Here is a 13,384-nt window from a genome sequence, read left to right as displayed (position 1 = left end):
TCCAAACAGTTTTTAACGCTCGAGCATTAATGTACCTCGTATGGCCGTCGCCCGAGGCACAAAGAGGGCGCATTTTATACACGAAAGGCCATGGGAGATCAAGTAAAGATCATCCAATCCACCCTCGCTCGGCAAAGGAGACTATCTCCCGGTCCCCTACAACCATGTGATCCAATAAGGATACATCTATGGTTGCCAAGGCATTTTTCAATCTTTCAGTGATCCGCCTGTCGGCTTGGCTGGGTTCAGCTACCCCAGACGGATGGTTGTGGCAAACGATGACCGCTGCCGCCCGCTTTTCCAACACCAGCGACACCAGCTCTCGGGGATATACCGACGCTGCATCTATGGTGCCTCGAAATAATTCGACAAACTGGATGACCCTGTGTTGGCTGTCGAGCAGCAAGACGGCAAATACCTCATAGGCCCTGTCCGCCAACTGAAATCTCAGGTAATCCCGGGTCAAATCCGGACTTGTCAGCACAGCACCCCGCTGCAAAGATTCACCCGCCAGTCGCCGGGCAAGCTCAGCAGAAGCCTGAAGCTGGGCGTATTTTACCGGACCCAAGCCCTGGAGTCGACACACCTGCTGCTTAGTTGCACTGAATAAAGGTCGTAGTCCACCAAATTCACTGATAAGTTGCCTTGCCAGGTCAACTGCATTGTGGCCACAAACCCCGTTTCTCAGCAGCACTGCCAGTAATTCGGCATCCGATAGATGGGCCGCCCCCCGTTGCAATAATTTTTCACGGGGCCCCTCTCCTTCAGGCCAGTCCCGAATTGCCATCCTTTGCCTCCCGCGTCCCGTCTTTGGGAACCTGTTCCATGCTAAGTTTTTGACTTTGGCCGCTCACTCTTGGGGCGGCGTCTATGGTATGGTTAGCGCCAGTTAATTTTAGTCGGGATCTGCGTGTGAGCCTGAATAATCGAAAAATCCTGCTGGGGATTGGTGGCGGCATCGCTGCCTACAAGAGCGCCGATTTGGTGCGCCGTCTAAAAGAACAAGGCGCTGATGTGCGCGTGGTCATGAGCCAAAGCGCCTGCGAATTTATCACCCCCCTGACGTTACAGGCCCTTAGTGGCTACCCCGTCAGCATGGATTTGCTCGACCCTGCCGCCGAAGCCGCCATGGGTCACATTGAACTGGCGCGCTGGGCCGAACTAATTATTCTGGCCCCTGCCACGGCCAATCTGATTGCCCGCATGAGTGTTGGCATGGCGGATGAACTGATTACCACCACCTGCCTTGCCACCTCGGCGCCCATCGTCATTTGCCCGGCCATGAATCAGCAGATGTACGCCAACCCCGCGACCCAGGCCAATTTAAGTACGCTGCAACAACGTGGCATGCACATTTGGGGCCCCGGCAGCGGCAGCCAGGCCTGTGGCGAAGTGGGTGCAGGCCGTATGCTGGAACCACTGGAAATCCGCGCTCTGGCAGAGCAGTTTTTTGCTGAAAAAGCGCAGATTTCAACCGCCCTGCACGGCCTGAAACTCATGCTGACTGCCGGCCCGACCCGTGAAGCCATAGACCCGGTACGCTATATCTCCAACCACAGCTCCGGCAAGATGGGCTTTGCACTTGCCAAAGCCGCCGTAGCCATGGGCGCAGAGGTCACTCTGGTGTCTGGTCCTGTCTCTTTGCCCACGCCAGCCGGTGTGCGCCGCATCAATGTGGACTCAGCAGAGCAGATGTTGGCCGCCGTGATGCAAGATATTGACCGGCAAGACATCTTCATTGGCTGCGCAGCCGTAGCCGACTATCGGGTTGCCGATGTGGCTGCTGGCAAAATTAAAAAGAGCAGCGAAACCATGCAGCTTGCGCTGGTGCGCAATCCTGATATCTTAGCCACGGTCGCAGCTCTGGAGGCGCGACCCTTTACGGTGGGATTTGCTGCCGAAACCCATGATGTCGAAACCTACGCCCGAGATAAGCTAAAGCGCAAAAATCTCGATATGATCGCGGCCAACGATGTGTCCGTGCCTGGTCAGGGTTTTAACTCAGATACCAATGCTCTGCGCGTCTTTTGGCCCCAGGGCAACCAGGATTTGCCAGCAACCGACAAGTTGTCTCTGGCATACCAACTGCTTTCGCTGATATCGACAAAAATAACCAAAAAATGAAAACACCGATCGAACTGAAAATTCTCGACTCCCGCATTGGCTCAGAATTCCCTTTGCCTGCCTATGCCACGCCGGGCAGTGCCGGTATGGACCTCAGAGCCATGCTGGATACAGAGCTGACCATAGCCCCGGGCGAAACTGTGCTCATACCCACCGGCATCGCCGTGCATGTGGCCGACCCCAGCCTGGCGGCGGTGATCCTGCCCCGCTCAGGTATGGGCCACAAACATGGCATAGTGCTGGGCAACCTGGTTGGGCTGATTGACTCTGACTATCAGGGCCCGTTGATGGTCTCCTGCTGGAACCGTGGCAAAGAGCCCTACACACTGCAAATCGGCGACCGCCTGGCACAGCTGGTGTTTGTTCCCGTGGTGCAGGCCGAATTTAAACTGGTGGACGAGTTCGACACCTCAATGCGCGGCGAAGGTGGTTTTGGCCATTCAGGCACCCGCTAACGTTTGCATTTTGTGTGAAGGAATCTCAATGGCCGCCAAAGAAAAAATCAGCCGCCGCGAACATATTCTCCAGTGCCTGGCTCAGATGCTGGAAACCAATCCGGGACAACGTATTACCACCGCCAAACTGGCCGCCGAAGTCGGGGTGTCAGAAGCGGCGTTATATCGCCATTTCCCCAGTAAGGCCCGCATGTTCGAGGGCCTGATCGAATTTATCGAAGACTCATTGCTGTCGCGCATCAACCTCATCATGGACGACGAGAAAGACACCATGCGCCGCTGCCAGCTGGTACTGCAACTGCTACTGCTGTTTGCCGAGCGCAATCCCGGCATTTCCCGGGTACTGAACGGTGATGCCCTGCTTGGCGAAAACGAGCGCTTGCGCAGCCGTGTCGGCGTCCTGTTTGCCAAGATTGAAACCCAGCTTAAGCAGATACTGCGGGAAAAAACCCTGCGCGAAGGCAAAGGATTCGAGCTCGACGAAGCCATGCTGGCCAACCTGCTGCTTGCCGTGGCAGAAGGCAGAATCGCCCAGTACATTCGCAGCGAGTTCAAACAAAAGCCCACCGAACATTTCGATGAACAGTGGGGCTTTATTCAAAAGCAGCTGTTACAGAGCTAATCCAGCCTGCCACCCAATGGCCCGGTATTGGAAGCGGTACAAGCTCTTGGCAAGGCCGGGCAAACGCCCGGTTTTTTAATGGGTCGGCTACAATTTCGGTATGAATTTACGCCAAATAGCGGTATTCTCCCGCACTCGCGCAATACCCCAGTAAATTGCCCTGATATTGCGCTCCGGCGAAGACGCCGGTGATGTGGTTGGAGGTTAAACATGGCACTCAGTGAAGCAGCACAAAAAGTTCAGGCCGCGCTCTTGGAGCGGGGACTGGAAACACCCATGGTTCCCTGCGGACTCTCCAGAGAGGAGCGCAAAGAGCGAATCGAAGAGCATATGCGGGCCATTCTTGGCCTAATGTCACTGGATTTGACCGATGACAGCCTCGCCGATACCCCCCGCCGCATCGCAAAAATGTATGTGGACGAGATCTTTTCCGGCCTCGACTACGAAAACTTTCCCAAAATCACCGTCATCGACAACAAGATGGGCGTGGATGAAATGGTACGGGTACAGGACATCAGCCTGACCAGTACTTGCGAGCATCATTTGGTCACCATAGATGGCACCGCCACCGTGGCCTATCTGCCGCGCAAGAAAATCATCGGCCTATCCAAAATCAATCGTATTGTGCGCTTCTTTGCCCAGCGTCCACAGGTACAGGAACGCCTGACCCAGCAAATTCTGGTGGCCTTGCAGGCCCTTCTGGAAACCAAAGACGTGGCAGTGAAAATCGATGCCGTACACTACTGCGTAAAGTCCCGCGGTGTGATGGATGCCACCAGCTCCACTACCACCACGGCGCTGGGCGGTATCTTTAAGTCCAACCCGGCCACCCGCGCGGAATTTTTGCATCAGCCTCGCTGAAACCTGATCGTATTCCCAATAAAAAACGCCGCAATCAGCGGCGTTTTTTATTACCTGATGATAGCGGCTCAGATGCCGTATTGCTCGCGGTAAGTACGCACTGAGCTCAGCACCTCTTCCATGCCTGGCTTCTCGGCGAGGAAGGCAATCAGGTCTTCCAGCTTGATGATGGCTACGATGCCGCAGCCAAAGTCACGCTCCACTTCCTGAATGGCAGAGAGTTCGCCCTTGCCCTTCTCCTGACGGTCCAGTGCAATCAACACCCCGGCCAGTTCGGCACCATTGGCCTGAATGATTTCCATCGATTCACGAATGGCAGTGCCTGCGGTGATCACGTCATCCACCAGCATCACCTTACCCTTGAGCTCGCTGCCCACCAGGTTACCGCCTTCGCCGTGGTCTTTTTTCTCTTTACGGTTAAAACAGTAAGGCATGTCGATATCGTGGTGTTCGGCCAGCGCTACCGCCGTAGTAGTGGCAATGGGAATACCCTTGTAAGCCGGGCCAAACAGCAAATCGTAGTCGATACCCGCATCCACCAGCGCGGCGGCATAAAAACGACCCAGACGGGCCAGATCGCGACCGGTATTGAACAAACCGGCGTTGAAGAAGTAAGGGCTCTTACGGCCGGACTTGAGAGTAAACTCACCGAATCTCAGTACATTACGCTCGAGAGCAAACTCAATAAACTCGCGCTGATAGGTTTTCACTGTCTTTCCTCTATCATGTGTCTGGCAGCCAAAGCCGCCAATTTACAAGGTGTAGGGTGGTAAAAAGGCCCCTCTCGGAGCCTTTAAAAAATCAATGCAATAATCAGTTCAGAGCCGCTTTCTGGGTATCGATGATTTCACGGATACCGTGCTTGGCCAGCTCCAGCATGGCGAGCAGCTCTTCGTGGGTGAAGGGCTCACCCTCAGCCGTACCCTGAACTTCGATGATCTTACCGGTTTCGGTCATCACCACGTTCATGTCGGTCTCGGCGGCACTGTCTTCCACGTATTCGAGATCGCAGATGGCTTCGCCGTTGTGTATGCCCACACTCACGGCGGCAATCAAAAACTTCAGTGGATTGGCTTTCACCAGGCCCTTACCGCGGGCCCAGTTCAGCGCGTCTACCAGTGCCACACAGGCACCTGTGATAGCCGCTGTGCGGGTGCCACCATCGGCCTGAATAACGTCACAGTCCACCACTATGGTGTTTTCGCCCAGTTGCTTCAAATCCACGGCAGCGCGCAGTGCACGGCCAATCAGGCGCTGGATTTCCTGGGTACGACCAGACTGTTTGCCACGTGCGGCTTCGCGGTCCATACGGCTATGGGTAGAACGTGGCAGCATGCCATATTCGGCAGTCAACCAACCCTGACCACTGCCTTTAAGGAAACGTGGTACACCCTCGGTGAAACTGGCGGTACACAGCACCTTGGTTTCGCCAAACTCTACCAGCACAGAGCCTTCGGCGTGGGCGGTAAAGTTACGGGTGATGCTGATGGGGCGGGTCTGAGCCGGGGTACGATTACCTGGACGCATGGCGATTCCTGTGACGTATGAATTTCGCAATAATTTGGCTGCCTATTATAGGGGTATGCAGAGCGAGTTGCCATGGTGGATTTCAGACACGCTCTGCGGGTTTTAAACGGCCATTAGCAGATTTTGCTCACGTTCAGGACCATGACGCTGGCCTGGCTTGTGGTTATAATGACGTCCAGACTTAGCCGAAAATCAGCCGGAATCCCTATGATCCACAGCATGACCGCCTATGCCCGTATCGAGCATAAAGCCTCCTGGGGCAACGCCTCTTTTGAAATCCGCTCAGTGAATCAGCGCTATCTGGAAACCTACCTGCGTCTGCCAGAGCAACTGCGCAGCCTCGAGCCAGCCCTGCGCGAACGCTTGAGAAAGCGCCTCAGCCGAGGAAAGGTCGAAGTCAATCTGCGCTATGACGTTGCCAGCGATACCGGCGCCGAACTGAACATCAACCAAGACCTCGCCCGTCAGCTCTTGGGCGCGGCCAATTGGCTTAAAGCCGAAGCCGGACAAGGCGACATCGCCCTGACCGACATTTTGCGCTGGCCGGGAGTCATTGCCACCGCCGAGCAGGACATGGACGCCATCAGCGCCGAGCTGCTGGGCGCATTCGATAAGGCACTGGATCAGTTTGTGGAAGCCCGTGGCCGCGAAGGCAATGCCATCAAGGAGATGCTGGAAAGCCGCCTCGGCGCCGTGGAAGGTCAAATCGCCATTGTGCGCGAGCACATGCCAAAGGTGATTGAATGGCAACGTGAAAAGCTCACGTCACGCCTTGCGGAGATTCAGGGTGAGCTCGACAGCACCCGTATCGAGCAGGAAATGGTGCTGCTGGCACAAAAACTCGACGTGGCCGAAGAAATGGACCGCCTCGAGGCGCACATCACCGAGGCCCGCCGCATCCTCAAGAAGGGTGGCAGCGAAGGCCGTCGGCTCGACTTTATGATGCAGGAATTCAACCGCGAGTCGAACACCCTCGCCTCCAAGTCCATCAGCACAGAAATCACTGCTGCCGCGGTGGAGCTGAAAGTACTTATCGAGCAGATGCGCGAACAGATCCAGAACGTCGAGTGACGTTTCACATGCATTCACAACCAACCAAGCCCTTGATTAAAGGGCTTTTTTTATTTTAATCTCAGAAAGTTTGTGTCAGGAGCCGTAGCTTATTCCAAATTTTGCGGTGACTTATTGGTGACTTATGCTAAGCCAATTCCTAGGTAAGGTGAGTCAACAATGAACCACGCGCAGTTAAAAAAAATCGCCAAAAGCGGCTCTGAAAAAAAAGACCGTGTTGCCGACAATTTGTATATAAAGCCATTAAAGTCTGGTGATGCCTCCTTCATCTACCGAGGCACCGTCGCAGGGAAAAGAATCGAAATAGTGCTTGGCCAATTCGGCAATGGCCCAGGGCAAATGTCTCTGTTAGAAGCCAAAAACCAAGCCGCGGAGCTTCAAAGACAGGTAAAGGAAGGTAAAAACCCCAAGCTTGAGATCAAGAAGCTAGCGGCAGCACTGAAAGACACGTTTGACAGTGTTGCTCAGGACCATTTTGAGGGGTACTGCAGGACCATCAAGCATCCAGATAGACCAAGAGCCCTATACAAAAATCATATAGTTAAGGCACTGGGCGACATGCCAGTTTCTTGCATAACCCGCCAAATGATTCGTAACGTGGTCAATAGCATTGATGCTGGTGATAAGCGGACTGCAAACGGCAATGCGCTTCGGTTGATAAGAAAAATACTGGATCACGCTATAGAACTGGGCATGCTTGAAACCAACGTAGCTACAGGTATCAACCTCAAAAGCATTGGTGTCAAAGAAGAATCTCGAGAACGAAATTTGTCTTTTGAGGAAATTCCCATGGTACTCGAAATATTACGTGACCACGTATCATGGGATAACTATCTGGCGTTTATCCTTCTGCTCATTCTGGGGGTGCGTAAAAATGAGCTGCTACAAGCCAAGTGGACTGAGTTTGATCTGGAAAAGCAAATATGGGCTCTCCCAAAAAGTCGCGGCAAAACCAATACATCGATCAGAATTGCCATCCCTGAACCACTCATGCCAATACTGCTGGAAGTGAAAGAGCGCAGTGGTAATAGTGATTATTTATTCCCAGCCCGCAGATCAGGCTCAAAAACAGCTCATATAGGCAGAGACACCTTAAATGCAGCTTTGTCAAAAGTCTTTGGCAAAGAAAACAAGGGGAAAAAAAGCAAACCACTGCCTAATTTGTTCGAAGCAGCAGGCATTGAGCACTTCACAGTGCACGATTTCAGACGAACCTGTGCCAGTCGCCTCGCCGACTTAGGTACCACCAGTGACGTTATTGAAAAGGTATTAAACCATGTTGTGCCAGGCGTTAAGGGGACCTATAACCGTAGTGATTACCTACAAGACCGCCTTGAAGCGCAAACCAAGTTGTGTGAGAAGCTGGGAATTGCGTCAGCTCTTGTGAAATTGACAGTTACCGATGCTGAAGTGGCTGAAGAAGTAGAAACACAGGTCAAATCTACCGCGGAACCAGCAACCATAACATCGCCAGCGCCAGTGTCCACTACCAACAAAATGGCCGCATGCAAAAGCCCGCCGCCATCAGCGACCAATGAAGACTCCACATCACCCATCTCCCAAAGCAACAGGCCTTCAACGCTTTCCCCTATACCCTATAATTTTGCACCCACCAAAGACGTTACATACGGGAATTCTGTGGTGTTTAACTCGCTTCGACTTTCAGGGGAGAGTCTCACAGAAGCAACTGACTTTATTTCCCCCCCGCCACCAGGATGAGAGCATGGCTTTTGCTGTGCACAGCATGTGTGCTTGCAGCAAAAAACGGCACGTTTTTGTGCGATAAAAGCGCCAGCAAGGCTGGCAAACCGCCGCGTAAGCGAGTGGATTCATCGAATCCGCTTGCTGTAGCAGCGCGCATGTACAGCTGGTCTGTACTACCCGTATTTTGGTTTTGCGTAAGCAAAATTTAGCGGCGGCGTTGGCAACAACGACAAGCTAAACCTTGCCCCGTTCGCCAGAACAGGGGCGCGGCAGGGACGGGAAATGCGATGGCTACATCGCCCCGGACCAAACGCGGCAAAAATGCGGGTAGTACAGAGCGTAGCTCGGTACATGCGCGCTTCATGCTGTGGGGCGCCAGAACGAAGTTCGTAAGCCGCTGATGATGGCAAGACATCAGCAGTGGCGGGCGCTCCAGAGCATATGAGGTATTGGCAAGGCCAAGGCCGAAACCGCCGAAGGCGGTACTTTATACCGACAATCAAAGCGGGCGTGATAGCGGCGCGGGGTGCGAAGCATCCCGCTGCTGTTGTCGATATGGCGATCGCTGCCCCATACCGATTTTGTCACCGTAGCAAATCTCCGGAATTTGCCATTCAACGCCCTACCTAATGCAGAACTTGTCAAAGGCACGCATCAGGGAGGATGTATGAAAAACAGTTCAGGCGCTAAGCCAGCGCAACCCCTTTCCGGCAGCAGCGCTGCCCCTCAGAACAATTACCAGAGCCATCACCAGGTCAATCACCAGCCACAGCATCAAGCGCTCAGGACCGAATATCGGCCCTTCTTAAACATCGATATGGCGTATCAGGTTGGCAGTAATCGTTGCCAAACGGGTAAATTCAGGCGCAGCCTCACCATCAAGATGGTGGCTCGCTTTGGCCTTATCAGTCCCTGCCTGATTGAAGTCTTCTATGGCACCAGCAGGCGTCTCGCGCTGGAACACCTTAATAAGCTGGTTACCGAAGGCTTACTGGTGGATGTACGTACACCGCGGTCGGTGGATGGCCGTGTATACGTATTAAGTTTCTCCGGTGCCAGAATGGCAGAGGAGCTGATGGGTGTTGCTATCCATTACCGCTCGGTGTCCGAGCCATCTCAGCGGATTAACCAAAATACCGTAATGCACGATTTGATGTGCGCCTTTGTCATCATGCGAGGGCTGCTGAATACCCGCCACGAGACGGATTTCAGTCCCCAGTGGCAACGCTTTATCAGCGAAACCGAGTTTCGCCGCCTGCATCCCGAAAACAGTACCCGCAACATTGATGGGTTGGTGCAGGAGCCCTCTGGCACCCTGGCCGCTATCGAAATGGAACACGCCTTTAAAACCAAAAAACAGCGCCAAACTATCCTTAAAAAGTGGGCCAATGGCCTCGAATCAGGGCTTTACCAAAAGGTGATGCTGTTTTCCCACAATATGGACATCCTGAGTGACATCAAACGGCTGCATCAGCAGCTGCTCACCGAAGCGATGAACTCAAACGCCGTCAGGCGTAGCAGTAAGGTAGATACACTTACCCAAGCCGAGGTTGAGCGGCTACAAAAGGCCATCATCTATCGCACCGTCTACTGCCAGGAGCTCACGGCGCTGTTTTACCCTTAAGCAGTTTCACACACACAAAAACGGAACAACGGCGCATAAGCGCCGCTGCTCCGTGACATACCGAGCGGATTAATCTGCGGCATTTTCGCTGCAGCCAATCGCATTCAGGTGGCAGACCGCAAGGTCACGTGGGTTTGAATTCCCTCAAACATCACGTACTCGTATGGTTAGCTCGGTGGAATTGGGTCACGGGCCACTTCAAAAAAGTGCCAGAGAACACCAGGCTGCTTTGTCGCAAGAAGCCTGAGAGCTGCCACCTTGTCCTTGCCGATGAGCTGATGCTGGCATTAACGCAAACAAGCCTTTTTGGCCAGGTGGTTCATACCCTAAACTCATCTACATTCCCGTTGGGTTCTCACTGATTAGTTAGGCCCCTGACATGCAAACAATCAGGATCTAGTCCGATCCAAAGCTGTTTCGCGATAAAAATCCCCACAAACAATCCAACTGCTCAAACCAAGAAAATTGGATTCTTCAAAAACGCAGCATAAACCGTAAGTTGTAGCTCCCAATTGGAATGAAAAATCGCTCAGATAATCACTCTTTTAGCTAAGCAAACTGTGGCTAATTAGTACCCTTGTCTTAGCTGTGGGATTGGGATAGATTGGCATAAGCAATAACAAACAATGGATTGGATTCAATACGCTCAAGCAGGCGTATTGGTAGCGCTGGCGGTTGGCTCCAATGTCGAACATCTTCGGCCTTTGGCAACTGGCAGCAATCGCAGCAGGGATGCACCCGTCTTTCGATTTTCATCACAGTTCCACATCCCTTCCTGCGATAGCTTAATCTTTCTAACCCATTGTTAGTTTTTAGATTGTTGTGAGATTTTTAGTGCGAAATCAGGTGTCGACTGCTGTCTGGTAGCTAAAACTAGGGGCGGTAGCTTGCCTTGTAGATGTATTACGGTTTGGCTCGGCCCAAAGGCCAAAGCGGCTTCGAAGGAGAGATGGCTGGTACAGCATCAAATAGAGTGTGATGCCTGTCCTGACTCTTCTATATTCATTCATCGTAGTAGGGAAATATGAACCAGAATCAAATAAATCAAGTACAAGGACATGTTGAACGGTATTTTCAACTTGATATGACAAGTTTGCTGAATGCATCTTTTCCAGACTCAAATGAAAATGAAGTTTGCATTGGACAATATACCCTTAAGGAATTCCTATCGCTAAGCAATAAAGTCTTCAATCAGTTCAGGGAAGAACTAAAGACTTCATTCTTAAAGTCGCTACCATTTCAGTATCAATTTCACAACGAGTTTGGTGGTGGAGAGTTAAACTCAGACTTAGCTAATTTCATTGCTTACAGTGAAACTGGTAGGTTTCTAAATGCTGTAACTCACTTATCAAGATTGGTTCATTATCAAGCAGTTAATGGTTTTTGGGAAAAAACAAAAAGAAAATACTTTAGGCATTCGGAAGAAAGCTTGAATTCTGAACGTGAAAGAATTGAACTGGTTAGTAAACAGTTAGAAAGCTCCTTGAGTACATATAACGAACAACTGAAAAGTTTGGAGTCTACAAAAGAAGATTTATCTCAATTTACTAAAGTAAAACAAAAAGAGCTTAGTGAAATTGAATCACTATTGAGCGCCTCTAGACATCATAATGCAGAAATATCAGAATTACATTCTACGGCTACATCTCTATCAGAAAGAATCCAATCACTATTAGATAGCTCAGGTACCAGAAAGGAAGAAATCGAAGAGATTTATAAAGAAGCAAAAAATGAATTAAGAAAAATTTACAACACTCTTGAAGAACAAGTAAAAACGATTGAAAAACAAAATACCTCATTTGATTCATTGAAAAGTTCTTTTGATGAAAAATTAGAACTAGTTAATTCTAAGACCTCACATTTTGAAGAAAGAAACAAATATTTAGATGACTTAATTGGTCGTGAAGTTGGCGCTTCATTATTTGAAACCTTTAAACAACGAAAGGTCGAGCTTTCATCTTCTATCACTTTTTGGACTTGGGTCATTCCTGTAACAGCTTTAGCTACAATTGCATGGATATTTTTCTTGTTCGGAAACGGTGATCTAAATGCATTGGGCTGGCAAGTCGTATTTGTTAATTCACTTAAGGCATTACCCGCGATAGGTTTATTATTATTCACTATTTCTCAATATACAAAAGAGCGAAACTTCCAAGAGGAATACGCTTTTAAGTCTGCGGTTGCATTGACGGTAAATTCATATGCCGATCAATTACAAAAAGAAGAAAATAAAGATCAGTTGATAATGGATTCTGTTAATGCAATTTATAAAACCCCCTTGCCGACGAAAGTGGCTAAAGATTCTGACAGTAAAGGTTTAGCCGAAACAGCCAAAGAACTAAAAGACGTTGTAAGTACTTTGGTGTCTAAAAAATGAATATAACAAGTGACTGTGGCACTCAGATCATAAATTGTGATTGGATTCGGTTAAGCCTCATCGGATCTGCTTTCTTAATAACTTTATATGAATATCCGACTCTACAGCAACTTACATATCGAATTTGAAGATTTCCATGCGCAAGCCGATGGTATAAACGTAGTTGTGCTGGCCTGAGATGTAGACGTTGGCGTGAGTGGCATTGACTGGGTAATGCGTCAGGTGTTTGGCTGTCCGGTGATTTATGCGGGCGTCGGTAATAAGAGGAAATTAGTATGGGAATCCTTATTTGCACATATTTATCTATTCATCATGCGAAGTCGGCAGCTCATTTTTCTAGACTTGCTGCTCGGATCGATAATAGCGATTGCTTGACATCTAGAAGCGAAATCGGTACTCATGTTGGGGCTTCAATATTGTCTGCCGTAGCTTTTCTAGAGGCAACAATTAACGAGCTGTTCGCTGAAGCAGAAAAGGACGCTAACAATTGGCTGGGAAATATCAGCGAAAAAAGTAAAAGGCTGATAAAAACACTGTCTGAAATAGAAGCTGTTGATCGGTCAAGCATACTTGATAAATATGATATATTTTTAGTTTCTGCTGGTTTTGAGCCCATCTCAAGAGGAAGTGCAGAAAGTCAAAATGCAAAAGCTCTGATTTCTCTAAGAAACAATATTACTCACTACAAAGCGTCTTGGTTGGACTCCGGATCGAAAGATCTTATGCGTAAAGGTAGTTCTTATCAAGGCGACTATTGGGTTAACCTTAACAGACTAGTTTTTGGTAAAGACCATAATGGCAAGCCACACAAGTGGGATCAAAAAGAATATGCGCAGTGGGCTTGCAAGACTTCATTTGAATTCGTTGAAGCTATCTTCAAAATTATCGGTTCTAAATCAAATATAGACCATGTTAAAAGTGACTTGTTGCTTAGTTAAATCTCAACTTGGTAACAAGTTGCTTAATTTCGTTCCGGCCACAAAAAACTAGCCTCCACTGGACTGCCTACGCTTCGCTGC

The 13,384-nt window shown here is 50.2% G+C and carries 13 protein-coding genes; 9 read left to right on the top strand and 4 right to left on the bottom strand.

Going from position 1 to position 13,384, the window contains the following annotated elements; genetic code table 11:
• Positions 1 to 109: 109 nt before the first annotated feature.
• Entirely contained in the window at positions 110 to 787 is a 678-nt protein-coding gene (radC, locus tag JQC75_RS01535) for a RadC family protein (RefSeq protein ID WP_203325768.1), read from the bottom strand.
• Positions 788 to 870: 83 nt separating this feature from the next.
• Here radC and coaBC point away from each other — a divergent pair, with 83 nt between their 5' ends.
• The 4 genes from coaBC to folE all read left to right on the top strand — a co-directional run bounded on the left by coaBC (position 871) and on the right by folE (position 4,062).
• Entirely contained in the window at positions 871 to 2,124 is a 1,254-nt protein-coding gene (gene coaBC, locus JQC75_RS01530; protein WP_283165837.1) for a bifunctional phosphopantothenoylcysteine decarboxylase/phosphopantothenate--cysteine ligase CoaBC, read from the top strand.
• Positions 2,121 to 2,579: a dUTP diphosphatase gene (gene dut, locus JQC75_RS01525; RefSeq protein ID WP_203325766.1), complete on the top strand. Its 459-nt coding sequence runs from the start codon at positions 2,121 to 2,123 to the stop codon at positions 2,577 to 2,579. Before coaBC ends, dut begins: the two co-directional genes overlap by 4 nt.
• Before the next feature lie 28 nt (positions 2,580 to 2,607).
• Positions 2,608 to 3,201, top strand: a complete 594-nt coding sequence (slmA, locus tag JQC75_RS01520; RefSeq protein ID WP_203325765.1) for a nucleoid occlusion factor SlmA — start codon at positions 2,608 to 2,610, stop codon at positions 3,199 to 3,201.
• Between the two features lie 210 nt (positions 3,202 to 3,411).
• Positions 3,412 to 4,062: a GTP cyclohydrolase I FolE gene (gene folE / locus JQC75_RS01515; protein ID WP_203325764.1), complete on the top strand. Its 651-nt coding sequence runs from the start codon at positions 3,412 to 3,414 to the stop codon at positions 4,060 to 4,062.
• 68 nt (positions 4,063 to 4,130) lie between these two features.
• Here the strand turns inward: folE and pyrE are convergent, their stop codons facing one another.
• The gene (gene pyrE / locus JQC75_RS01510; RefSeq protein WP_203325763.1) at positions 4,131 to 4,772 is read right to left on the bottom strand and encodes an orotate phosphoribosyltransferase; all 642 of its coding nucleotides are present in this window, start codon (positions 4,770 to 4,772) and stop codon (positions 4,131 to 4,133) included.
• 103 nt (positions 4,773 to 4,875) lie between these two features.
• Entirely contained in the window at positions 4,876 to 5,589 is a 714-nt protein-coding gene (rph, locus tag JQC75_RS01505; protein WP_203325762.1) for a ribonuclease PH, read from the bottom strand.
• Between the two features lie 207 nt (positions 5,590 to 5,796).
• Between rph and JQC75_RS01500 the strand changes: the two genes are divergently transcribed.
• The 3 genes from JQC75_RS01500 (at position 5,797) to JQC75_RS01490 (ending at position 9,988) form a co-directional block, all read left to right on the top strand.
• Positions 5,797 to 6,660 (top strand): YicC/YloC family endoribonuclease, encoded by an 864-nt coding sequence (locus tag JQC75_RS01500; protein ID WP_203325761.1) that lies wholly within the window; start codon positions 5,797 to 5,799, stop codon positions 6,658 to 6,660.
• A gap of 159 nt (positions 6,661 to 6,819) precedes the next feature.
• Positions 6,820 to 8,379 carry a tyrosine-type recombinase/integrase gene (locus JQC75_RS01495; protein WP_203325760.1) on the top strand — a complete coding sequence of 520 codons (1,560 nt, stop codon included), beginning with the start codon at positions 6,820 to 6,822 and terminating at the stop codon, positions 8,377 to 8,379.
• A 652-nt stretch (positions 8,380 to 9,031) separates the two neighbouring features.
• Positions 9,032 to 9,988, top strand: coding sequence for a hypothetical protein (locus tag JQC75_RS01490; RefSeq protein ID WP_239002060.1), 957 nt, complete (start codon positions 9,032 to 9,034; stop codon positions 9,986 to 9,988).
• A 582-nt stretch (positions 9,989 to 10,570) separates the two neighbouring features.
• Here the strand turns inward: JQC75_RS01490 and JQC75_RS01485 are convergent.
• Positions 10,571 to 10,744: a hypothetical protein gene (locus JQC75_RS01485; RefSeq protein WP_203325759.1), complete on the bottom strand. Its 174-nt coding sequence runs from the start codon at positions 10,742 to 10,744 to the stop codon at positions 10,571 to 10,573.
• A gap of 268 nt (positions 10,745 to 11,012) precedes the next feature.
• Between JQC75_RS01485 and JQC75_RS01480 the strand changes: the two genes are divergently transcribed.
• Both JQC75_RS01480 and JQC75_RS01475 read left to right on the top strand, forming a co-directional pair.
• Entirely contained in the window at positions 11,013 to 12,365 is a 1,353-nt protein-coding gene (locus JQC75_RS01480) for a synaptonemal complex protein 1 (protein ID WP_203325758.1), read from the top strand.
• A gap of 275 nt (positions 12,366 to 12,640) precedes the next feature.
• A complete protein-coding gene (locus tag JQC75_RS01475; RefSeq protein WP_203325757.1) occupies positions 12,641 to 13,303 on the top strand; it encodes a hypothetical protein in 663 nt (220 codons plus the stop codon).
• Positions 13,304 to 13,384: the final 81 nt, after the last annotated feature.

Origin of the sequence: Shewanella litorisediminis (genome assembly GCF_016834455.1) — a bacterium.
GTDB classification, from domain to species: Bacteria; Pseudomonadota; Gammaproteobacteria; order Enterobacterales; family Shewanellaceae; genus Shewanella; species Shewanella litorisediminis.
The sequence above is the reverse complement of the archived record's forward strand: the minus strand, read 5'-3'. Positions and strand labels throughout refer to the sequence as shown.

Coding starts and splice junctions, on each gene's coding strand:
- JQC75_RS01495 (WP_203325760.1), top strand. CDS start 6,820: ATGAACCACGCGCAGTTAAAAAAAATCGCCAAAAGCGGCTCTGAAAAA.
- folE (WP_203325764.1), top strand. CDS start 3,412: ATGGCACTCAGTGAAGCAGCACAAAAAGTTCAGGCCGCGCTCTTGGAG.
- JQC75_RS01490 (WP_239002060.1), top strand. CDS start 9,032: ATGAAAAACAGTTCAGGCGCTAAGCCAGCGCAACCCCTTTCCGGCAGC.
- JQC75_RS01500 (WP_203325761.1), top strand. CDS start 5,797: ATGATCCACAGCATGACCGCCTATGCCCGTATCGAGCATAAAGCCTCC.
- radC (WP_203325768.1), bottom strand. CDS start 787: ATGGCAATTCGGGACTGGCCTGAAGGAGAGGGGCCCCGTGAAAAATTA.
- rph (WP_203325762.1), bottom strand. CDS start 5,589: ATGCGTCCAGGTAATCGTACCCCGGCTCAGACCCGCCCCATCAGCATC.
- JQC75_RS01475 (WP_203325757.1), top strand. CDS start 12,641: ATGGGAATCCTTATTTGCACATATTTATCTATTCATCATGCGAAGTCG.
- slmA (WP_203325765.1), top strand. CDS start 2,608: ATGGCCGCCAAAGAAAAAATCAGCCGCCGCGAACATATTCTCCAGTGC.
- dut (WP_203325766.1), top strand. CDS start 2,121: ATGAAAACACCGATCGAACTGAAAATTCTCGACTCCCGCATTGGCTCA.
- JQC75_RS01485 (WP_203325759.1), bottom strand. CDS start 10,744: ATGAAAATCGAAAGACGGGTGCATCCCTGCTGCGATTGCTGCCAGTTG.
- coaBC (WP_283165837.1), top strand. CDS start 871: ATGGTATGGTTAGCGCCAGTTAATTTTAGTCGGGATCTGCGTGTGAGC.
- JQC75_RS01480 (WP_203325758.1), top strand. CDS start 11,013: ATGAACCAGAATCAAATAAATCAAGTACAAGGACATGTTGAACGGTAT.